We start from the raw sequence: 21,244 nt of genomic DNA on the forward strand, positions 1-21,244 counted from the left end.
TTGAGGATTTTTTTTTGATTAGAACACAACTTTTTCGATAAAATATTTCCATACCTTTGCAAAAAATATACTATGTCAAATGCCTATTTAGGTTATTATTTTACAATAGAACCAACACAATTGGGATCAGAAATACTTATTGCAGAACTTGGAGAAAAAGCTTTTGAAAGTTTTGTAGAAACAGAAACTGGTATTGAAGCTTATGTTCAAAAAGACTTGTGGAGCGAAAATATTCTTGATGACATTTACATATTATCTTCCTCAGAATTTAAAATTTCTTACACAGTAAAAGAAATAGAACAAGTAAATTGGAACGAAGAATGGGAAAAAAACTTTGAAGCAATTGATGTTGACGGAAAATGTCATGTTCGTGCGCCGTTTCATTCAAAAACTGATGCAGAATTTGATATAATTATTGAACCAAAAATGAGTTTTGGAACTGGTCATCATGAAACTACTCATATGATGATTCAACATTTACTAGAAACTGATGTTACCAATTTAAAAACATTAGATATGGGTTGTGGTACAGCAATATTAGCAATTCTAGCCGAAATGAAAGGTGCAAAACCAATTGATGCAATTGACATTGATAACTGGTGTTACCTAAATTCTATAGAAAATGCCGAACGAAATAATTGTAAAGAAATTACTGTTTATGAAGGAGAAGCTTCTCTTTTAAAAGGCAAAAATTATGATTTGATTATTGCAAACATCAACAGAAATATTTTGATAAACGATATGAAATCATATACTGATTGTTTAAACGATAACGGAATTTTACTTTTAAGTGGTTTTTACACAGAAGATATTCCATATATTGATGCATCTTGTTTAGAAAATGGTTTAACGTATGTTAAAAAATTGGAAAGAAACAATTGGGTTTCATTAAAATACTTAAAAACTACTTAATTTTGCAATTGTAAAACTTGGTTTATAAAAAAATAATATGAGTACAATAGAAAAAATTCAAGAAGATGTTGCTGTTTTAGAAGCAGTTGACATAAATAATGAAATTGTTCTTTTTAATGACGATGTAAATACTTTTGATCATGTAATTGAAACATTAATAAAAGTATGTGAACACACAGCAGAACAAGCTGAACAATGTGCAATTTTAGTACATTATAAAGGAAAATGCACTGTAAAAACTGGTTCGTTTGATGAGTTAAAACCTAAATGTTCCTCGTTGCTTGAAGCTGGTTTAAGCGCAGAAATAATTTAAAAAGAAATAATTTTTAAGCATATAAAAGCTAATTCTTATTTATGTTTTAGCTTTTTTTTTTAATGTGGTAAATCATCTTTAAAAACACCGTATAAAAATGTTCCAAGTAATGCTCCAATTAATATTAATCCTACGCTTAAAAAACCAGAACCTAAAAGAATAAATATTGGACCTGGACAAGCGCCAACCATTGCCCAACCTAAACCAAAGAATAATCCACCAATCCAATATCTAAAAGTTCCTTTTTCTTTATCTTGAATAACTATTGGTAATCCTTTAACATCTTTAACGTTGTATTTTTTAATAAGTTGAATTCCAATTAATCCAGTAATTACAGCAGTCATAATTATTCCATACATATGAAAAGATTCAAATTGAAACATTTCGTAAATTCTGTACCAAGAAACGGCTTCCGATTTTGTTAATACAATTCCGAAAACAAAACCCACAATTAAATATTTAAGTAAGTTCATAATTTAAAATAATAAAGGAAAAATATAATGAGCCATAATTAAACCTCCAATAAAAAATCCAATAACAGCTTTTAAAGAAGGAAGTTGTAAATTACTTAAACCAGAAATTGCATGACCAGAAGTGCATCCGCCAGCATATCTTGATCCAAAACCTATTAAAACTCCTCCAATAATTAATATCGAAATCATTTTAAAAGATGTGAAAATTTGATTGCCAAACATAAAATCTGGTAATAATTTACCATTTGGAGCATCTATTCCAAGAGCATTTAATTTAGAAATTGTAGTTGGATTTATAGAAACATTAGAAGCATCATTCATATAATAAGTTGCAATAAAACCACCTATCATTGCGCCAATTACAACTACAAAATTCCATCTTTGGGCTTTCCAATCCCAATCAAAAAATGGAACTTTTTTACCAACTCCAGTCATAGAACATAAACTTCTAAGATTGGACGACATACCAAAAACTTTTCCGAAATAATTAAGACAAAGCATAACAATTCCAATGAAAAAACCAGAAATTGACCAATGCCAAGTTTGAGAAATAAAATCCATATTTAAAAATAATTTTAGCAAAAGTAAATATTGTGGTTTGATTATTGTTAAACTATTTAATATTTAAAAAAAATAATATCTTTATACACTAAATTATAAGTAATGAAAAAGCTTAAAATCATTTATTTTTTATCAATCCTATTTTTATTTTTTTCTTGCGGAAGCATTAAATCTACTCTGAAAAATGTTGACAATACTATTCCCAAACCTGCAATGAAAGATGGACATTATGTAATTACAGAATACAGTAAAGATTTTAAATATGGTTATGATAAAAACTATCCTATAAACATTGGTTTTGATAACGAAAAATTTGGAGATAGAAGTATTAGTTATTTTTTTAATGCTTTTACTGGACTTAATGGAGAGAAGTTTACCTATAAAAAAGTAGACAGTTGTTGTCCATTTCCAACTACTAGAAATGTTATGGGTGGCGGAATTTTAGATATCTATGAGATTACATTTGAAGGTAATGATAAGAAAATTTTATTGTATATAAATATAAATGATAAAGGAAAAGTTTATTGTCCAAAAGGATTTTTAATAAAATAAATTAATTTAATTTTTTTATTTTTCAATCAGTTTTGATACTAAAATTAAAACTTTTTTCTTATTATCTTTGCACAACAAAAAAATTAAAATGAATATTAAAAATATACCTCAACTAAAAAATATAGATAGTGGTAACTTTTTTCTTTTAGCTGGACCTTGTGCTATTGAAGGAGAAGAAATGGCTTTTAAAATTGCCGAAAAGTTGGTTCAAATTACAACCGATTTAAAAATTCCATTTGTTTTTAAAGGATCTTTTAAAAAAGCAAACCGTTCTAGAATTGATAGTTTCTCTGGAATTGGTGATGAAAAAGCACTTAAAATTTTGAGAAAAGTCTCCGAAGAATTTTCAATTCCTACAGTTACAGATATTCATACTAGTGAAGATGCAAAAATGGCTGCTCAATATGTTGATGTATTGCAAATTCCTGCATTTTTAGTACGTCAAACAGATTTAGTTGTTGCTGCTGCAAATACAGGAAAAGTTGTAAATTTAAAAAAAGGACAATTTATGAGTCCAGAAAGTATGAAACATGCGGTTCAAAAAGTAGTAGATTGCCATAATGAAAATGTAATGGTAACTGATAGAGGAACAATGTTTGGATATCAAGATATGATTGTAGATTTTAGAGGAATTCCAACAATGCAAAAATATGCTACAACAGTTTTAGATATTACACATTCATTACAACAACCTAATCAAACAACTGGTGTAACTGGAGGAAGACCAGATATGATAGAAACTGTAGCCAAAGCCGGAATAGCAGTTGGTGTTGATGGAATTTTTATTGAAACCCATTTTGATCCAGCAAATGCTAAAAGTGATGGTGCCAATATGTTACATTTAGATTATTTTGAAGATTTAATGAAAAAATTAGTAGCAATTAGAAAAACAATTAATCAATTTTAAATGAAATTTAGTATAAGTCCAATAATTTTTATAACAGCCCTTTTTGTTTTTCAAATTACCCAAGCTCAAGAAGATATAAAAAAAGAAAAGTTCACATCGCACAACAAAGGAAAATTTTTCTTTTTTTGGGGTGGAAACAGAGAAAGTTTTTCTAAATCGGACATCACATTTAAAGGAGAAAACTATGATTTTACTTTAAATAATGTTGCCGCAGATGACAAACCTAAAGGTTGGCATATAGATTATGTTAATCCATCACGAATGACAATTCCACAAACTAATTTTAGAATGGGATACTTTATTTCAGATAAATACAATATTTCCATTGGAGTTGATCATATGAAGTATGTTTTAAGACAAAATGTTGCTGCCGATTTCACAGGATATTATCCTAATCAAGGAACTTTTGGAGAAACGTTGCCCAATAATCAAGTACTACTTACAGAAGATTTTTTAACATTTGAACATACTGATGGATTAAATTATATTCATACTGAATTTTCTAGAATGGATGATTTTTCAAATGTTTTAAAAATAAAAAATACTGATAAAATTCAAATAAATTTAACCGAAGGTATTGGAGCTGGAATAATGTTGCCGAAAACCAATACAAAATTAATAGGAAAAGAAAGACACGATAATTTTCATATTTCTGGCTTTGGAATATCTGCCAAAGTAGGAATCAATATTACCTTTTTTAAATATTTTTTCATTCAATCCGAATTAAAAGCAGGATTCATCAATATGAATAATATTAGAACAACTAATGATGTTAATGATAAAGCGCAACAAAATATCTTATTTCTTCAAAGAATAATAGCTTTTGGTGGAATTTTTAAAATATAATGTAATATTTCTCGATATTTTTATTTATTTTTGGATTTACAACAATACTTTGTTGAAAATAAATTCTATAAATTTTAATATGCTATGAAAAAAATTACATTATTTATTATTACAATTTTTTTTTCTTTTTCTTCCTTTTCACAATTATTACCACCTCCAGGAATCGAAGGATTCGAAAACACTGCTGGACCAGATTTAGCACCACCTACAACACCATCGCCTTGGACAATCGGAACTGGTGAATGGGCAGTTTTTGACAATGGTGTTGGACTTGGTAAAAGATGGGAAATTAGAAATACTCCAACAACAGATGTTTATCAAGGATTGAATGCAGCCTATATGGATCGAGAATTCATAGGGCAAGGAAATACATCTGAAGATTATTTAGCAACACCTTTAGTTACTGTTCCTGCAAATGGACAATTACGGTTTTTTACAAAATCTACAATTGCACTAGAGACTGCAACTATTTTTCAAATAAAAATTGCTCCAGCAACTGGAACACAATTAAATCCATCAGATTATACACTTGTACAACAATGGACAGAAGCAACACTTACTACAACTTATAATATTTATGAGCAAAAAATTGTAGATTTAAGTTTATTTGCTGGGCAACAAGTATATATTGCTTTTGTAATGAAATATACTCAAAATGTTCCTGGATTAAGCGGTGATAGATGGTTAGTAGATAATGTTCAATTGGTGCCAAATTGTGTTAATCCAGCAAATCTTAATGTTAATCCAATTACCTTTAATGGCGGTTCATTAACTTGGACTAGTCAAGGAAGTACTTCTTGGGAAGTTGAAATTCTTCCTGTGGGTTCAACTCCAACTGGAATTGGAACTATTTATAATGGAACTCTGCCTTATGTTGTTACTAATTTATTACCTAACACAAATTACAAATTCTTAGTTAGATCAGTTTGCAGTCCAGGTGTTACTAGCGCTTGGGTTGGACCATATAATTTTACTACAACTACTGCGCCACCAGTTTGTGGAGGAAACTTTGTTGATGCTGCCGGACCAACAACAAATTATGTAAATAATTCAGATGCTACTGTTACAATTTGTCCAATAAATCCTGGCGATGTTGTAACAGTAACTTTTACAAGTTTTAATACCGAAGAAGAATTTGATGGATTGTATGTATTCAATGGAAATAGCATTACATCACCACAAATTTCTAGTGCTAATAATGAAGGTAATGTTCCTGGCGGATTGCCTGGATCTTTTTGGGGCAATACTATACCTGGTCCATTTACTTCTAGTGCAACCAATGGTTGTTTAACGTTTAGATTTAGGAGTGATGGTCTTGTAAATGCTGCTGGTTGGATTGCTAATATTTCTTGTACACTTGCTCCAACTTGTCCTGCACCTTATAGTTTGTCTAACAATTCTGTTACCTCAACAACAGTTAATTTAGGATGGACAAATCCAAATACTGCTAATTCTTGGCATATTATCGCTTTACCATGTGGCTCTACAGCTCCAAATGCAGGAACAACTGGATTTACAGTTGCCAATTCTAATCCGTTCACTTTAAATGGATTAACTCCTGAAACTTGTTATGATATTTATGTAAGAGCGGTTTGTTCTTTAACTGATATAAGTGGTTGGTCAGCTTTAACTACAATAACTACACAAGTTGCACCGCCAGTTTGTGGTGGAATATTTACAGATTTGGGCGGTATTAATGCACAATATCAGAATGAAACTGATAATACAGTAACAATTTGTCCTGTAAATGCTGGCGATGTTGTAACAGTCACATTTACAAGTTTTAGTGTTGAAGAAGAATCTGATGGATTGTATGTTTATAACGGAAACTCAATTACAGATCCACAATTTTCTAGTGGTAACAATGGCGGTTTTATACCTGGAAATTTACCTGGAGCATTTTGGGGAAATACAATTATCGGACCTTTTACTTCGTCAAGTACCGATGGATGTTTAACCTTTAGATTTATAAGTGGCTTTTTTGGAACTGAAGCTGGATGGAATGCTAATGTAACTTGTGCAATTGCACCAACTTGCCCATCTCCATTTTCATTATCATCTAATACTGTAACATCAACAAGTGGCGTAGTATCTTGGAACAATCCAAATACAGCAACTTCTTGGCAAGTTTTATATTTACCTTGTGGATCAGCAGCTCCAACTAGTGCAACTGTTGGTCAAGTAGTTGCCAATTCTAATCCTTTTACTTTAACTGGATTAACTGCTGATACTTGTTATGATGTTTATATAAAAGCTATATGTTCTTCATCAGATTCTAGTTCTTGGTCAAGCTCAACGAGTTTTACAACACAGGTTACACCACCAATATGTGGTGGAATATTTACAGATCCGTTAGGAGCAAATCAAAATTATCTTAGTAATACAAACAGTACAGTAACAATTTGTCCTATAATTACAGGAGAACAAGTTACATTAAATTTTACAAGTTTTAGTACAGAAGTAAACTGGGATGGATTGTATGTTTATAACGGAAATTCAATTTTAGCACCACAAATTTCTAGTACCAATGGTGGCGGAAATGTTCCTGGAGGTTTACCTGGTTCTTATTGGGGAAATACAATTCCTGGACCATTTACTGGAGATTCTCCAAATGGATGTTTAACCTTTAGATTTGTAAGTGATGGTTCATTTAATCTTGCAGGTTGGGTTGCCAATGTTGTTTGTTTACCTCCACCAACTTGCCCAAGACCAACTTTGGTTTCTGTTACAAATGTAACACAAACAACTGCCACGGTAAACTGGACAGAAGTTGGGCCTGCAACTACTTGGAACGTATTAATTTTACCTTTTGGTTCACCAATTCCTGATGCTTCAACTACAGGTTGGATAAGTACTACTAGCAATCCATATATTGCCACAGGTTTAAATTCTGCAACACAATATGTAGCTTATGTTAGATCTCGATGCACCGATACAGATATAAGTTTTTGGTCAACCCCAGGTGTAGTTTTTGCAACATTAATAACTAATGATGAGTGTATAAATGCTGTAAATGTTCCAGTAAACGGAAATACTTCTTGTGCATTAACTGTTGCTGGTTCTTTAATAGGAGCAACAGGAACAGCATTAACAAGTAATTGTTTTGGTAATCCAAATGATGATGTATGGTTTCAATTTACTGCTGTAACTGCCAATCATTATGTTGGATTAAATAATATTATTAACGGTAATGCTTTTAATGTTGTGTATCAAATATATTCTGGAACTTGTGGAAGTTTAACTTCTATTACTTGTAATACCAATGCATTAACTACTTTAACAGGATTAATTCCAGGCCAAGTCTATTTTATTAGAATATTTTCTTCAAGTGATAATCCTGTAACAACAACATTTAATGTTTGTGTTGGAACTGTACCTCCACCAATAACATCGAATACGACACAATTTACTAATGTACAATTAATTGAAGATGTTTTATTAGATACAACTTGTGCCAGTGTAACTAATATAACATCTTCTACAGGAACTAATTTTGGTTCTACAAATGGTATTGGATATTTTAATAAAAATGGTTCTAGTTTTCCATTTCAAGAAGGTATTGTTTTAACAACTGGTAATGCATTAAGTGCACCTGGACCAAATACTACAACACTTGGAGATGGCAATCAAGCTTGGATTGGCGATACAGATCTTGAAGCAATTATATTAGCAGCAACTGGTTTACCTATGAATTCTAGAAATGCAACTAAATTAGAATTTGATTTTGTTCCTTTAACAAACAATATTAGTTTTAATTTTATTTTTGCATCTGAAGAATATGGAACTTTTCAATGTGGTTTTTCAGACGCTTTTGCTTTTTTGTTAACCAATATTGCCACAGGAACTACTACAAATCTTGCAATTGTTCCTGGAACAACTCTGCCAATTTCTGTTGTTACTATTAGAGACAATCAATTTAATACTGGTTGCGCTTCTTCATATCAACAATTTTTTGATGAATTCTACCAATTACCATTAGGAGTAAGTCCGCTTGGAGCACCAATAAATTATAATGGAACTGTTGTACCATTAACTGCAACTTCTCCTGTAATTCCAGGCAGTCAATACCATATTAAATTGGTAATTGCAGATAGATTAGACAATAACTTTGATTCTGCAGTATTTTTAGAAGGCGGAAGTTTAAATATTGGTAATATTGAATTGGGTGGAGATTTTCTTCAAGCCAATGGAACTGCTCTTTGTAACGGAGAATCTTACACTATTACAAGTGATTTAAGTCCTACTTTATACACATTTATTTGGACATTAAATGGAACTACAATTGCAGGTGCAACTGGACCAAATTTAACAATAACATCTCCTGGAGTTTATGCTTTAACAGCAAATTATACCAATACAACTTGTGCATCAACTGATTCTGTTACCATTGAATATTATGATGTAGTTGTACCTGGAACTCCTAATACTTTATATGTATGCAATAATTTAGGAGTAGGACAATTTAATTTGGCTCAAAACAATATTCCTTCAATTGGAACATTAAATCCTGCTACTCATACTGTAACCTATTATTTAAATAGTGAAGATGCAAATGCTGGTACACCATCATTACCAAATCTTTATACAAATACTACTCCATTTACTCAAACTATTTATGTTAGAGTTACAAATACAGCAGGTTGTTTTGGTGTAACCCAATTTAATTTGGTTGTACAAGATTTGACTCCTCAGTTTACTATAACGCCTAGCTTTAGTGTTTGTCCTAGTGGAAGTGGTTTAATAACAGTAACTCCAACTAACTTTAATCCTCAAGATGTTACTTATTCATGGACATTAAATGGAATAGCATTGCCATTTAATACAAGTACAATAACAGCAAACGCTGCAGGAACATATATTGCAACAGTTAATAACTCTGGCTGTACAAATACTGGTACTACAATCGTTACAATAACACCTTTACCAACTCCAGATGATCCAACAGATGTTATATCTTGTGGTAATTATACTTTACCAATACTAACAAATGGCAACTATTTTAGTGGTTCAAATGGTACTGGAACGGCTTATTTTGCTGGAAATACTATTTCGGCTTCAACAACTTTATATGTTTATTCTCAAAGTGGAACTACTCCAAACTGTACCGCAGAAAATAGTTTTTCAATAACGATTAATAATCAAATTGTAGCAGCATTTACTCAAATTGCAAATATTTGTCAAAATACTGTTGCGCCAATTCTACCAACAACTTCATTAAATGGAGTCATTGGAATTTGGAATCCAAGTACAATTGATAGTTCAGTAGAAGGAACAACAGTTTATACTTTTACACCAAATTCTGGACTATGTGCATCTGGAACAACAATGAGTATTACAGTAAATCCAACACCGGTTTTAACTCCTATTCAAAATGTTATTGCTTGTGCATCATATACTTTACCAGCTTTAACTATAGGAAATTATTATCCGCAAAGTAACGGACAAGGAACACAAATTGCTGCTGGAACTGTTATAACTTCATCGCAAACGCTTTATGTTTTTGCGCAAAGCAATACAATACCTAATTGTACTGATGAAGAATCATTTAACATAACCATTAATCCTCAAGTTGTACCAACATTTACAGCAATTGGACCAATTTGTCAAAACACAGTTCCTCCTACTTTACCAACTATTTCTAATAATGGAATTACTGGAACTTGGAATGCAACAATAAATACAGCAAACATTGGTAGTACAACATATACTTTTACCCCAATTAATGTAGAATGTGCTACTACTACAACATTAAATATATCAGTTTTAGCACCAGTTACCGCTACATTTACTCAAATAAATGCTATATGTCAAAATAATGTTGCGCCAGTTTTACCTACAACTTCGTCAAATGGTGTTATTGGAATTTGGAATCCATCTACAATTACTACTGCAAATTTTGGTACTACAGTTTACACATTTACAGCAAATTCTGGACAATGTGCCACAGGAACAACAATGAATATTACTATAAATCCTATTCCTGTTCTATCAGTAATTCAAGATGTTGATGCTTGTACATCATATACTTTACCTGCTTTAACTCTTGGAAATTATTATCCACAAACTAACGGACAAGGAACTCAAATTCCTGCTGGAACTATAATTTCTTCATCGCAAACAATTTATGTTTTTGCACAAAGCAATACAATACCAAATTGTACAGACGAAGAATCATTTGATGTAACAATTAATCCTATACCTCAGTTTGCTATAGCTGGTGGTTGTCAAGGTTCAAGTTACGTTATAGAAGCATCTCCAATTAATAATTCTTTTACAAATAATGTAAATTATTCTTGGACAAATGCAGCTGGAACAATAGTTGGAAACACACAATCTATTACAGTTACTGTTGTAGGAAATTTTACTTGTTTAATTACAGTAAATGGAACAGGATGTTTAAAATCTGAAGTGTTTACTGCCAATGATATTACTTGTAGTATTCCTAAAGGTATTTCTCCAAATGCCGATGGATTAAATGATAGTTTTGACTTAACTGGATTAAATGTTACTCAATTAAGTATTTTTAATAGATACGGAAGTAAAGTTTATGCTAAAGGAAATTATTCTAAAGAATGGTTTGGTCAAGCCGATAATGGAAACGATTTACCAGACGGAACATACTATTATGTTATAGAAACTGGAACTTCAGAAAACAGATCGGGTTGGGTTTATATAAACAGAGAAAATAAATAATTTTTAAAATTGATTAAAATTAAAAATAGAGACTGAAATTTCAGTCTCTATTTTTTTTCTTCAATAATAATAAAGATTCTTCTAGAATTTCAACAAGCAATTCATTATCCAACTCTTCTAAAGAATAATATCTAAGAGATTTCATCATACTCCTATTTTCTGAAATTAATTTAGTTGATGTGTTTGTAAGCTCATATCCATTAAAAATTCCTAAATCAACATAATTATTTTTATAACTTACATTGAAATAACAAAATGGTTTTCCTTTATAATAATAAAAAGGTAACTTCCATTTATATAATAATTGCAAATCATTTGGTATACATTTCTCTATAACTACTTGTAAATTGTAGAGAATTTCTCTAAAATTTTCTGGCTGATTTAAAATGTAAATTTCTGCTGGTTTCATTCTTCAAAAATAAATTAAAAAATATTAGGATGATTAAAAATTTATTGTAACTTTGCAATTCAAAGTACTTTTATATGGAAGCAAAAGATTATTTAAAAGACATACAAGACATCAAATCCATGATGGCTAATTCTTCACAGTTTTTATCATTAAGCGGATTATCTGGTATTCTAGCTGGAGTTTATTCTTTAATAGGAGCTTTTCTTGCAAACAATTTACTTTCAAGTTATTCTGGAACTAACTATAAAATAACTAGAAACACTTCTCCAATTTCTGAAACTGAAATTACGAATCAATTATTTTTAATTGCAATTTGTGTTATCGCACTTTCTATAGTAACTGGATTAACTTTAAGTGCAAGAAAAGCTAAAAAACAAGGTGAAACATTATGGAATGTATCTTCTAGAAAATTAATTATAAACTTTAGTATTCCTTTAATTACTGGTGGTATATTTGCACTTATACAATTATTGAAACAAGATTATGTATTAATTGCACCAATTACCTTAATTTTTTATGGTTTAGGATGTGTAAATGCAAGTAAAAATACGTTTAGAGATGTTCGTTATCTTGGAATTACATTGGTAATTTTGGGATTAATTTCAACCTACTATTCTGGATTTGGATTACTTTTTTGGACATTAGGTTTTGGAATTTGTCACATTCTTTATGGAAGCATCATGTATTTTAAATACGATAGAAATTAAGTTATGAAAACAAAAAAAATACTATTAATTTCATTAATTTGCTTTGCAACTATTTTTATTGTTGGAGCTAAATTAGCATCTGCAGAAGTAGAAAATACTTTTAAGATTTTAAAATCTAAAGATAAAATTAGTTTTAACGATGGCGATATAATTTTTCAAAGTTCACAATCTGAACAATGTGAAGCAGTTAGAATTGCTACAAATTCTAAGTTTTCGCACTGTGGAATTATATTTAACGAAAACGGAAAAAGCTACGTATATGAAGCAATTCAGCCAGTAAAAAAAACGCTTTTAAGCGATTGGATAACTCATGGTTTAGATAATAAATATGTAGTTGCTAGATTAAAAGATACCACACTTTTAAATGCAAATAATGTTGCTAAAATGAAAGAATACGGTAAAAAAGAATTCAATAAAGAGTATGATATTTATTTTGAATGGTCAAATGAAAAAATTTACTGCTCAGAATATGTTTGGAAAATATATAAAAACGGTGCTAATATTGAACTCTGTAATTTAGAAAAACTAAAATCGTTTAATTTAGATAATCCTCAAGTAAAAGCAATATTAAAACAGCGTTACGGAAATAATTTTCCTTTAAATGAAGATGTTGTAGCACCATCGCAACTTGCAGATTCAGAGAAAGTAACAATCATTTATACTAATTACTAAGTTTTGATAAACATCATACAAAATATAAATAAAGCATTTGATCACCGAATTCGTTTGGGTATCATGTCTATTTTAATGGTGAACGAAAGTGCCGATTTTAATATGTTAAAAGAACTTCTTGGTGTAACCGATGGCAACTTGGCAAGTCATACCAAAGCATTGGAAGCAGAAAATTATATTCAAATAGAAAAACAATTTATTGGTAAGAAACCCAATACCAAATACATAGCAACAACTAGTGGTAAAAAAGCATTTGCTTCTCACATTGACGCATTAGAAAAATTAATACAAAAAAGCTAGACCTATTTTTTTATTCATTTACTTTGAATTTCAAAGTACTTTTAAATATAATTATGAAAGAAATTATTATTGAAACATTTTACAAAATTATTAAAGTGCCTTATCAATTTTTATTTAAAAAGAATGATTCTTGGAATTTAAATGTATCTGATTTTTTAAAATATCCGCAAGATTCATTAGGATTTCACTTGGGTTGTTTTCTATTAAAATACAATTTTAATGTACAACCAAGTTTAGAAGAACACGATGTTTACCATGTACTTACTAATACCGGAGCTACTGTTAAAGACGAAATTGATATGCAATTTTATCTTTTAGGAAACGGAAAACGAAGTCCGTTTGTATTTATTGTAATTATAACTGGTTTGTTTTTTTATCCATTAGAATTAAAAAACTTTATAAAAACTTACAAAAAAGGAAAGCAAGCACATTTATTTCATCACTTAGATTTTTCTAAAATGTTAACCATTCCTGTAACAACAATTCAACAAACTTTTAATATTAAATAATTATGAACATTATTATAAATATATTCAACAGTAACAAAAAAATAAATACATTAGTAATACTATTTTCTGCGTATTGTTTTTCTTTATTACTTTTAAGAGCAAAAATTACAAATTCAACTTATCTATTTTTTCTAATTTGGAATTTATTTCTTGCAATAATTCCTTACTTCATTTCGAGTTATATTATTGTAAAATCTAAACAAATAAAAAGTAATTTACTACTAGTAATATCATTTATTTGTTGGCTTTTATTTCTGCCAAATTCATTTTATATTATTACAGATTTAGTTCATATTGTTCGCTCAACCGGAAACTTATTTTATTTAGATTTAATAATAATTTGCTCTTTTGCAACAATAGGTTTTTTACTAGGATTACTTTCTTTAAATCATTTCAAGATATTTTTAAATTCTAGAAATCTAGTAAAATATAGCACTTACACAATTCCTTTTATATGTATTTTATGCGGTTTTGGAATATATCTAGGTAGAATTTTAAGATACAACAGCTGGAATATTATTAGTAATCCTTTTCAATTATTTGTTGATTTAGTGACTGTTGGATTTACAATAAAATCAATTTTATTTACACTACTTTTTGGAACCTTTATCTATTTATCCTATTTATTAAAACAAACTAAAATTTAACTATGGAAACCATTCAAGACTTTAAAAAATTTTCGTTTTCAACACAATTTGCAGTTGTATCATTTGTTATTGGTACAGCTTTATTTGCATCCTATTATATTTTTCCCAATAAAGATGGAATTTTAATTTTAGGATTATTCTATACATTATTTGCAATATTTTTTAATATAATGATACTAATAAACCTAATATTTCAATGGCTTACAAACATTGTAGAACGAGAAAATATAGCTATAAAAATTTTAATTATGCTTGCTAATATTCCTATTGCTTTAATTTACTTTTTGGTTATTACTAAGCAAGTAAACTCATTTTCAAATTTTTAGATTATTTGTAGAAAATGGTTTGGGCTTTATTTAATATGGTAATTCCTGCTTTCCGTTTCAATATCTTTGCCAAAGTTTAAAACTTTGGCAAAGATTATTTACACTACAAACGTAGTTCGCTGAACTCCTATTAAAATAAAAGTTTTAGTGAAGTAATCAGGGCTAAGAATTTATGTATTGACTATTTATTTAAAAATTACTTACTCAAAACTCAACCCAATTTGTCCATCATCGCCAGTTTCTGTTTGAATATCTTCACTTACATTATCTTCACCAGCAACTTCTATTTCTTCAATTATTTCTTCTAAAATAAATATTATTTTTCTTTGAATTTATTTAAAAGATTTCTTAAAAAAATTATTTCATCTTTTAAAGAATTTATATGGTCTTTATCGGAATTAATTACAGAATCTACATAAGCACTAGGATTCTCACTATTTTGTTGATTAATAACTTTTTGAGTCTTTTCATCAATTAAATCTGATACTGAAGTTTTTAAAATTTTAGCAATGTGAATCAAACGTGTTATAGAAATTCTTTCATCTTCTTTTTCTAATCTTGCATAAGATGGTTGAGTTAATCCCAATTCTATTGCAACATTATCCTGAGACAAACCTTTAGTTTCTCTTAAAATTCTAATTTTATTTCCTATTGTATTCATATTATTTATATTTTAAAACAAATATAAATATAATTATTTGAAATTTGAATCATATAGTGTTTTCTAAATATATAAATTTGATATAGTATTAATAATAACTTAAACTTTTAAATTATGAAAAAAATTATTTTAACTTTATCGTTCATTTTTATTTTATTTACTTCTTGCTCTGTAGATAAACAGCAAGAAAATATTAATCAAGAGAAAATTACAAGTGTAATAAAAGAAAAGAATTTAGATAATCAGAGAATTATGTACAGAATGTTGTCTAAAGAAGAAAAATTTACTATTTGGAATGATAAGATAACTGAATTAATTACAGATAATGAATTATCAGAAGAACAAAAAAACCTATTATTAGGATTAAAAAATAATATGTCATCAAATGTATTTGATGATTCATATTCTAATGATGAGAGAGAAGTTTTTAAAAATGTTATAGTTAAAGATTTTTTAAATAATGCTCAATATTTATTTTCAATTGAGTTTATAAAACGAAATTTATTTGAAATAGGTGATCCAGTAAACAATAATAACAAATTGTATGTTTATGATTCTATTACTGTTTGTTCTTGCAACCAAGGATCAATTTGGTCTTGCGCAGCAGGTGTAAGTGAGTGTAGAGGAACTAATAAGTGTAAGTTTGCTACTGATGGGTGTGGTTTCTTTGGAATGTTTGAATGTAATGGTAACTGCTTTAATTATTAATGAAAAAAAATATATATTTTACAGTTGTAATAATTTTATTATATTCCATAAACATGTTTGGTCGGTTTTACGGTTTATATAATTATTTTATTTTAGCTGGAGTATTAAATATATTTTTAACTTATATTTTATTAAAAACAAATCCATTAAGAAAAATGGGTTTGTTTTTAATATTTTTTCCACTAGTACTATCAACATTTGCGGTAATATTTGCATTAATTAAGTCAATATTTTTACCCGGTTTATTAGGATTTATAATCTACTTGACATCATCAATTTTCGCATTACTAATTTACTTTCACAATAAAAACAAAATAATTATTACTTTAATTTATTTTATCACATTCATGATTTCATCATATAATTATGAAAATTTGATGAACTTTTATAATTATAATTTTGAAAAAAATGAAAATGTTGGAAAAGAAATTCCACATATTGATTTATTAGATGAAAATAACAATAAAACTCAAATTAAAAAATTTAATAAGATTCAAGTGGTTGATTTATGGTCTAACTCTTGTGGAGTATGTATAAAATCCTTCCCTAAATTCGAAAAATTAAAAAATCATTATAAAAATGATCCAGATGTAAATATTTTTGCTGTAAATGTGTATAATGACACTAGTGAAATTTCACAATCAAAAAAATACACTAAAAAGTATACATTTAAAAATTATTATACTGACAAAAAAATTCTTGCTAAGTTAAATTTTTCTGCTTATCCCTATTATATGATAATTGGAAAAGATGGTAAAATAAAATATTTTGGGGATTTAAACATTGAAACTAGTGAAACTTATAATAACATTTATGAATTAATTGATAATGAAAAATAAAATCTTAGTCTTTACTATTCTTGTTACATTATTTATAATTTCATGTAATAAAAAAACCAATATTGTTGATATTGAATTTACAAAAGAAGTTAGTTTTGACACAATAAAAGTTGGTGATACAATTTCAAAATATTTTGAAATAAAAAATAAATCCTCAACTCAACTAAAAATAAAAAATTTAAAAACGAGTTGTGGTTGTACTTTAGCAAAATTAAAAGACTCAATAATAGGTAAAAACTCATCTACTAAAATAAAAGTTACTTTTACTGCTGAAGAAGATAATATAGGAATTGTAAATAAATCAATAATTTTAGATTCTAATACAAAACCAAATTTTACAGTGATGTATTTGAAAGGTTATGTAGTTAAATAATCTAGTTATTTAACTCAATTACAATGCTTTAATCCTATCATCATAAACAAAGTCTTCAATTTCAACTATTTTAAATTTATAACTCTCTTTATGATATGGATTTAGTAAATAATTAAATTCTTTGGTAATTATAGTAGACGGAATTTTAATAATTGCTTTATTACTTCCGGTTAATAAAGTACTTCCAAATAGTCTTGAAATTGTAGGAACAGGAAAAGAATTCCATCCATCTGGAAGATCTTTAATATTAACCTCATAAATTTCATTATCTGGAATTTCTATTAAAGTAAAACTTAACAATTTTGGAATTTCATAAGCATTTAAATTAACCGAATATTCTAATACAGACAACGCACGACTTGAAGAGGTATATAAACAAGCAACACCAACAAGATTCCATCTTCCTCCAAATAATCTTGCGCCTTCACCAAGTAAATCGTTACAATATTCTGTTTTACCTACTCTAAATACTACCATTACAATAAATTAAGAGTAAACACCGTATTCTATTCTTCCAATTAAATTTTTAATTTCCTCTCTACCAAATTGATTATCAACTATATCGTACGGAATTTTATTACATAATGCTTTATTTGGCTTAAACATCCAATCATTAAATTTGACTTCATCTTCAAATACTTTGTAACCATAAGAATATAAATCACTTAATGCTAAAATTCTTTCAGAAACTGTGTTGCTGTATTTTTCTGTACCTTTATTATTAATTAAAGTAGCTCTTGTAACAGATAATGCCTTAGACAATTTATCATAATCTAATGAAGCTCTTTGTTTTAATTTTTCTAAATTCACTTTAGTTAGTCCAGCTTTTAAAATTTTCATTTTATCAAAAGAAACCATTTGATACTCTGGAACTTTTATAGAATTTCCATACAATATTGACTTAGAAAATCTAGGCGTATCATAGCCACCATATGCTACAGTAGGTTCACTAACAATTGAAAGATTCTCGTTTTTATTAATTTTATATTTCGCCATAGTATAGTTTACTTATAAATAAAGTATAAAATTATACTAAATTACTTAAAGTAAAAAACTTTTTATAATTTATTTTTATTTAAAATAAAAATTACTCAAAACTCAACCCTATTTGACCATCATCGCCAGTTTCTGTTTGAATATCTTCACTTACATTATCTTCGCCAGCAACTTCTATTTCTTCAATTATTTCCTCTTCTGGTTCTTCAAAAGGCAATGATTCTAAAAGATTTACTTGTTTCAATTTATCAGCAGTTAATTGATTTCCAAGAGCTTTTATACCTTTAACAGCAATAAACTCTTCCATATTTATGGTTTGGTTTTCTTTTTGAACGCCTTTTATTTTGGTAAAAACTATTTCAGCCATTGGTCGCCAATCAGTTGAAACTATTTCCAATTGCGATTTTTCATGTTCTGTTATAAAAACTTCGTCTTTATTTTCATTTTCTACCAAGAAACGTTTAACAAAATAACGATCTTTTTCGCCATCATAATAAATTGTAGAAATTGGTTTTTTAGGATTCCATTTTTCTAAAACTATCATATCTTCATCGAAATGAGTTGTTAATTCTGGAATTATAGTTTTTAGTTTTCCACTTTGATTGATAATTAATAATCTATCATTTGGTCTAAACTCGCCAAGCAACTCGCCTCTTCCATCTACATTTAATTTTTGAACTGTGTCATCAAACCAAACTTTTCTCGGACGCAAAGTAGAAATTCCTTTTTCTTTTAGTTCAATTTTCTTAATTGGATATTTGGTTACTGTGTTTCCTCTAGAAGCTCTTCCTTTAATGGCTATATCTGTAAAATCTAAATCCCATTTTAACTTTTTAACGCTTCCTACTTGACGTAATAAAATAGTAACAACCTCAGCTTCACCATTAGGATTTGCAGAGAAATATAAGGTTTGCGAACCTGCTTTTTCTTGAGTTAAATCGTAAAATTTATCACGAGTTACACCAGATACATTAAAACGTTTTATAAATGTAGAACCATTTTTTCCGTCGCGATACATCATATTGTAAATGGTTCGCTTGTCATTTTTATCAAAAACTGCAATATGAATAATGTCTTTTCCTATAAATTTCTTTTCATCAACTTTAGTAATCATCATTTTTCCATCACGAAGAAAAACTATTACATCATCAATATCAGAACAATCAGCAACGTATTGGTCTTTTTTCAATCCTGTTCCCAAGAAACCTTCTTCCATATTTACATATAGTTTTGTATTTCTTAAAACCACCTTTGTAGCTTCAATAGTATCAAAACTTCGTAATTCTGTTTGGCGTTCTCTACCTTTTCCGTATTTATCTTTCAACTTTTGAAAAAAATCAATTGTAAAATCAATTATATTTGCCAAATGATGTTTCACTTGTTCCATTTCTTCTTCTAACTTTGCAATTCCATCATCAGCTTTATCAGAATCGAATCGTGTAATACGAATCATAGGAATTTGAGTTAGTTTATTCAAATCTTCGTCATGAATTTCCCTAACAAATGATTTTTTAAATGGTTCAAATTTCTTGTACAAATATTCATAAAGTGTTTCTCTATCGCTGTATAATTTGAAATCAATATACATTTCTTCGCGAATAAAAATCTTTTCAAGTGTTGAAAAATGCCATTTGTTTTCTAATTCTGCCAATTGAATTTCCAACTCACGTTTTAGTAAATCAACTGTTCTGTTTGTTGAAATTTTCAACATTTCAGAAACGCCAACAAACAATGGTTTATTATCTTCAATTACACAACCCAAAGGCGCAACCGAAGTTTCGCAAGCTGTAAAAGCATACAAAGCATCAATCATTTTATCTGGTGAAACACCTGGATAAAGATGAATTAAAATTTCAACCTCGGCAGCAGTATTGTCTTCAATTTTCTTAATTTTAATTTTACCTTTTTCGTTGGCTTTTAAAATACTATCAATTAAAGTAGATGTATTTGTAGAAAACGGAATTTGAGTAATTATTAATGTTAGTTTATCAAACTGAGTTATTTTTGCTCTAACGCGAACTCTTCCACCACGAACACCATCATTGTAATTAGAAACATCTGCAATTCCGGCAGTTAAAAAATCTGGATAAAGAGTAAATGGTTTTCCTTTTAATATTTTTATTGATGAATCTATTAATTCATTAAAATTATGAGGTAAAATTTTTGTAGAAAGTCCAACAGCAATTCCTTCTGCACCTTGTGCCAAAAGTAACGGAAATTTCACAGGAAGATTTACTGGTTCAGCTCTTCTACCATCATAAGAAACTCCCCATTCTGTAATTTTTGGTGAGAATAAAACATCGTGACCAAATTTACTAATTCTCGCTTCAATATATCTTGATGCTGCAGCATTATCACCGGTTAAAATATTTCCCCAGTTTCCTTGCATATCAATAATCAAATCCTTCTGACCAATTTGCACCATTGCATCGCCAATACTAGCATCACCATGAGGATGATACTGCATTGTGTGCCCAACAATATTGGCAACTTTGTTATAACGACCATCGTCTAACTCTTTCATTGAGTGCATAATACGTCGTTGAACAGGTTTAAAACCGTCTTCAATTGCTGGCACCGCACGTTCCAAAATTACATAGGAAGCATAATCCAAAAACCAATCTTTGTACATTCCTGTAACTTTGGTAATGGTATCTTCTGGATTTTCTTGATGGTCATAAAAATGATTTCCGCTAGACGATTTTATGTCTTCGAAACCTTCTTCAATTGCGTCATCATTCGTTGCTTCGTTTAACTCTTCGTTAAATTCGTCTTCGTTTGGGATAATGTTGTCTTCTTCTTCGTCTTTCATAGTTTGTTAAATATTCGAACACTATTTT

At 28.8% G+C, this 21,244-nt stretch carries 22 protein-coding genes; 15 read left to right on the top strand and 7 right to left on the bottom strand.

Translation table 11 applies throughout. The features are described 5' to 3' along the window. Positions 1–72: 72 nt before the first annotated feature. Both prmA and ACH2BC_RS08800 read left to right on the top strand, forming a co-directional pair. Positions 73–912 (top strand): 50S ribosomal protein L11 methyltransferase, encoded by an 840-nt coding sequence (gene prmA / locus ACH2BC_RS08795; protein WP_395053621.1) that lies wholly within the window; start codon positions 73–75, stop codon positions 910–912. 37 nt (positions 913–949) lie between these two features. Further along, complete coding sequence (locus ACH2BC_RS08800; protein WP_395053622.1) at positions 950–1,225, top strand: ATP-dependent Clp protease adaptor ClpS; 276 nt, start codon at positions 950–952, stop codon at positions 1,223–1,225. A 59-nt stretch (positions 1,226–1,284) separates the two neighbouring features. Here ACH2BC_RS08800 and ACH2BC_RS08805 read toward each other — a convergent pair whose 3' ends face one another. Together ACH2BC_RS08805 and ACH2BC_RS08810 are read right to left on the bottom strand one after the other, a co-directional pair. Next, positions 1,285–1,698, bottom strand: a complete 414-nt coding sequence (locus ACH2BC_RS08805; protein ID WP_395053623.1) for a DUF6691 family protein — start codon at positions 1,696–1,698, stop codon at positions 1,285–1,287. Positions 1,699–1,701: 3 nt separating this feature from the next. Continuing rightward, positions 1,702–2,259, bottom strand: a complete 558-nt coding sequence (locus ACH2BC_RS08810; RefSeq protein ID WP_395053624.1) for a YeeE/YedE family protein — start codon at positions 2,257–2,259, stop codon at positions 1,702–1,704. Between the two features lie 102 nt (positions 2,260–2,361). Here ACH2BC_RS08810 and ACH2BC_RS08815 point away from each other — a divergent pair, with 102 nt between their 5' ends. The 4 genes from ACH2BC_RS08815 (at position 2,362) to ACH2BC_RS08830 (ending at position 11,257) form a co-directional block, all read left to right on the top strand. Continuing rightward, entirely contained in the window at positions 2,362–2,811 is a 450-nt protein-coding gene (locus ACH2BC_RS08815; RefSeq protein WP_395053625.1) for a 2-dehydro-3-deoxyphosphooctonate aldolase, read from the top strand. An 88-nt stretch (positions 2,812–2,899) separates the two neighbouring features. Beyond that, positions 2,900–3,718 (top strand): 3-deoxy-8-phosphooctulonate synthase, encoded by an 819-nt coding sequence (gene kdsA / locus ACH2BC_RS08820; protein WP_395053626.1) that lies wholly within the window; start codon positions 2,900–2,902, stop codon positions 3,716–3,718. Further along, complete coding sequence (locus ACH2BC_RS08825) at positions 3,719–4,564, top strand: hypothetical protein (RefSeq protein WP_395053627.1); 846 nt, start codon at positions 3,719–3,721, stop codon at positions 4,562–4,564. It abuts the gene before it with no gap. Positions 4,565–4,648: 84 nt separating this feature from the next. Next, positions 4,649–11,257 carry a choice-of-anchor L domain-containing protein gene (locus tag ACH2BC_RS08830; RefSeq protein ID WP_395053628.1) on the top strand — a complete coding sequence of 2,203 codons (6,609 nt, stop codon included), beginning with the start codon at positions 4,649–4,651 and terminating at the stop codon, positions 11,255–11,257. Positions 11,258–11,297: 40 nt separating this feature from the next. Here ACH2BC_RS08830 and ACH2BC_RS08835 read toward each other — a convergent pair whose 3' ends face one another. Further along, positions 11,298–11,666 carry a DUF1801 domain-containing protein gene (locus ACH2BC_RS08835; RefSeq protein ID WP_395053629.1) on the bottom strand — a complete coding sequence of 123 codons (369 nt, stop codon included), beginning with the start codon at positions 11,664–11,666 and terminating at the stop codon, positions 11,298–11,300. A gap of 74 nt (positions 11,667–11,740) precedes the next feature. On the opposite strand from ACH2BC_RS08835, the gene ACH2BC_RS08840 reads away from it, so the two are divergent. Genes ACH2BC_RS08840 through ACH2BC_RS08865 form a run of 6 tightly spaced genes read left to right on the top strand, consistent with a single transcriptional unit; the run spans position 11,741 to position 14,827 of the window. Next, on the top strand, positions 11,741–12,373 hold the full coding sequence (locus ACH2BC_RS08840; RefSeq protein WP_395053630.1) for a hypothetical protein: 633 nt from the start codon (positions 11,741–11,743) through the stop codon (positions 12,371–12,373). Positions 12,374–12,376: 3 nt separating this feature from the next. Beyond that, positions 12,377–13,045 carry a YiiX family permuted papain-like enzyme gene (locus ACH2BC_RS08845; protein WP_395053631.1) on the top strand — a complete coding sequence of 223 codons (669 nt, stop codon included), beginning with the start codon at positions 12,377–12,379 and terminating at the stop codon, positions 13,043–13,045. A 6-nt stretch (positions 13,046–13,051) separates the two neighbouring features. Beyond that, entirely contained in the window at positions 13,052–13,345 is a 294-nt protein-coding gene (locus ACH2BC_RS08850) for a winged helix-turn-helix domain-containing protein (protein ID WP_395053654.1), read from the top strand. Positions 13,346–13,398: 53 nt separating this feature from the next. After that, positions 13,399–13,854 (top strand): hypothetical protein, encoded by a 456-nt coding sequence (locus tag ACH2BC_RS08855; RefSeq protein ID WP_395053632.1) that lies wholly within the window; start codon positions 13,399–13,401, stop codon positions 13,852–13,854. 2 nt (positions 13,855–13,856) lie between these two features. Then, complete coding sequence (locus ACH2BC_RS08860) at positions 13,857–14,501, top strand: DUF1361 domain-containing protein (RefSeq protein ID WP_395053633.1); 645 nt, start codon at positions 13,857–13,859, stop codon at positions 14,499–14,501. 2 nt (positions 14,502–14,503) lie between these two features. Continuing rightward, entirely contained in the window at positions 14,504–14,827 is a 324-nt protein-coding gene (locus tag ACH2BC_RS08865) for a hypothetical protein (RefSeq protein WP_395053634.1), read from the top strand. A gap of 316 nt (positions 14,828–15,143) precedes the next feature. Here ACH2BC_RS08865 and ACH2BC_RS08870 read toward each other — a convergent pair whose 3' ends face one another. Further along, on the bottom strand, positions 15,144–15,488 hold the full coding sequence (locus ACH2BC_RS08870; RefSeq protein ID WP_395053635.1) for a helix-turn-helix domain-containing protein: 345 nt from the start codon (positions 15,486–15,488) through the stop codon (positions 15,144–15,146). 114 nt (positions 15,489–15,602) lie between these two features. On the opposite strand from ACH2BC_RS08870, the gene ACH2BC_RS08875 reads away from it, so the two are divergent. From ACH2BC_RS08875 to ACH2BC_RS08885, 3 genes are read left to right on the top strand one after another with little or no spacing between them, the layout of a single operon-like run. Continuing rightward, positions 15,603–16,196 (top strand): bacteriocin fulvocin C-related protein, encoded by a 594-nt coding sequence (locus ACH2BC_RS08875; RefSeq protein ID WP_395053636.1) that lies wholly within the window; start codon positions 15,603–15,605, stop codon positions 16,194–16,196. Further along, positions 16,196–17,035 carry a TlpA family protein disulfide reductase gene (locus ACH2BC_RS08880; RefSeq protein WP_395053637.1) on the top strand — a complete coding sequence of 280 codons (840 nt, stop codon included), beginning with the start codon at positions 16,196–16,198 and terminating at the stop codon, positions 17,033–17,035. The genes ACH2BC_RS08875 and ACH2BC_RS08880 overlap by 1 nt, the downstream gene beginning before the upstream one ends. Beyond that, positions 17,025–17,408, top strand: a complete 384-nt coding sequence (locus ACH2BC_RS08885; protein WP_395053638.1) for a DUF1573 domain-containing protein — start codon at positions 17,025–17,027, stop codon at positions 17,406–17,408. Before ACH2BC_RS08880 ends, ACH2BC_RS08885 begins: the two co-directional genes overlap by 11 nt. Before the next feature lie 18 nt (positions 17,409–17,426). On the opposite strand, the gene ACH2BC_RS08890 is transcribed toward ACH2BC_RS08885, so the two are convergent. The 3 genes from ACH2BC_RS08890 to ACH2BC_RS08900 all read right to left on the bottom strand — a co-directional run bounded on the left by ACH2BC_RS08890 (position 17,427) and on the right by ACH2BC_RS08900 (position 21,216). Further along, positions 17,427–17,885, bottom strand: a complete 459-nt coding sequence (locus ACH2BC_RS08890) for an RES family NAD+ phosphorylase (RefSeq protein WP_395053639.1) — start codon at positions 17,883–17,885, stop codon at positions 17,427–17,429. Between the two features lie 9 nt (positions 17,886–17,894). After that, entirely contained in the window at positions 17,895–18,404 is a 510-nt protein-coding gene (locus ACH2BC_RS08895; RefSeq protein WP_395053640.1) for an antitoxin Xre/MbcA/ParS toxin-binding domain-containing protein, read from the bottom strand. Between the two features lie 91 nt (positions 18,405–18,495). Further along, a complete protein-coding gene (locus tag ACH2BC_RS08900) occupies positions 18,496–21,216 on the bottom strand; it encodes a DNA gyrase/topoisomerase IV subunit A (RefSeq protein WP_395053641.1) in 2,721 nt (906 codons plus the stop codon). Between the last annotated feature and the right edge of the window lie 28 nt (positions 21,217–21,244).

It is taken from the genome of Flavobacterium sp. (assembly GCF_043760115.1).
In the GTDB taxonomy this organism is placed as follows: Bacteria; Bacteroidota; Bacteroidia; order Flavobacteriales; family Flavobacteriaceae; genus Flavobacterium.

What these genes read in the sequence shown, in the direction of transcription:
- ACH2BC_RS08870 (WP_395053635.1), bottom strand. Translation starts at nt 15,488, where the DNA reads ATGAATACAATAGGAAATAAAATTAGAATTTTAAGAGAAACTAAAGGT.
- ACH2BC_RS08860 (WP_395053633.1), top strand. Translation starts at nt 13,857, where the DNA reads ATGAACATTATTATAAATATATTCAACAGTAACAAAAAAATAAATACA.
- ACH2BC_RS08830 (WP_395053628.1), top strand. Translation starts at nt 4,649, where the DNA reads ATGAAAAAAATTACATTATTTATTATTACAATTTTTTTTTCTTTTTCT.
- ACH2BC_RS08815 (WP_395053625.1), top strand. Translation starts at nt 2,362, where the DNA reads ATGAAAAAGCTTAAAATCATTTATTTTTTATCAATCCTATTTTTATTT.
- ACH2BC_RS08800 (WP_395053622.1), top strand. Translation starts at nt 950, where the DNA reads ATGAGTACAATAGAAAAAATTCAAGAAGATGTTGCTGTTTTAGAAGCA.
- ACH2BC_RS08895 (WP_395053640.1), bottom strand. Translation starts at nt 18,404, where the DNA reads ATGGCGAAATATAAAATTAATAAAAACGAGAATCTTTCAATTGTTAGT.
- ACH2BC_RS08810 (WP_395053624.1), bottom strand. Translation starts at nt 2,259, where the DNA reads ATGGATTTTATTTCTCAAACTTGGCATTGGTCAATTTCTGGTTTTTTC.
- ACH2BC_RS08875 (WP_395053636.1), top strand. Translation starts at nt 15,603, where the DNA reads ATGAAAAAAATTATTTTAACTTTATCGTTCATTTTTATTTTATTTACT.
- ACH2BC_RS08865 (WP_395053634.1), top strand. Translation starts at nt 14,504, where the DNA reads ATGGAAACCATTCAAGACTTTAAAAAATTTTCGTTTTCAACACAATTT.
- ACH2BC_RS08880 (WP_395053637.1), top strand. Translation starts at nt 16,196, where the DNA reads ATGAAAAAAAATATATATTTTACAGTTGTAATAATTTTATTATATTCC.
- ACH2BC_RS08900 (WP_395053641.1), bottom strand. Translation starts at nt 21,216, where the DNA reads ATGAAAGACGAAGAAGAAGACAACATTATCCCAAACGAAGACGAATTT.
- ACH2BC_RS08825 (WP_395053627.1), top strand. Translation starts at nt 3,719, where the DNA reads ATGAAATTTAGTATAAGTCCAATAATTTTTATAACAGCCCTTTTTGTT.
- ACH2BC_RS08890 (WP_395053639.1), bottom strand. Translation starts at nt 17,885, where the DNA reads ATGGTAGTATTTAGAGTAGGTAAAACAGAATATTGTAACGATTTACTT.
- ACH2BC_RS08840 (WP_395053630.1), top strand. Translation starts at nt 11,741, where the DNA reads ATGGAAGCAAAAGATTATTTAAAAGACATACAAGACATCAAATCCATG.
- kdsA (WP_395053626.1), top strand. Translation starts at nt 2,900, where the DNA reads ATGAATATTAAAAATATACCTCAACTAAAAAATATAGATAGTGGTAAC.
- ACH2BC_RS08885 (WP_395053638.1), top strand. Translation starts at nt 17,025, where the DNA reads ATGAAAAATAAAATCTTAGTCTTTACTATTCTTGTTACATTATTTATA.
- ACH2BC_RS08845 (WP_395053631.1), top strand. Translation starts at nt 12,377, where the DNA reads ATGAAAACAAAAAAAATACTATTAATTTCATTAATTTGCTTTGCAACT.
- ACH2BC_RS08855 (WP_395053632.1), top strand. Translation starts at nt 13,399, where the DNA reads ATGAAAGAAATTATTATTGAAACATTTTACAAAATTATTAAAGTGCCT.
- ACH2BC_RS08835 (WP_395053629.1), bottom strand. Translation starts at nt 11,666, where the DNA reads ATGAAACCAGCAGAAATTTACATTTTAAATCAGCCAGAAAATTTTAGA.
- ACH2BC_RS08805 (WP_395053623.1), bottom strand. Translation starts at nt 1,698, where the DNA reads ATGAACTTACTTAAATATTTAATTGTGGGTTTTGTTTTCGGAATTGTA.
- prmA (WP_395053621.1), top strand. Translation starts at nt 73, where the DNA reads ATGTCAAATGCCTATTTAGGTTATTATTTTACAATAGAACCAACACAA.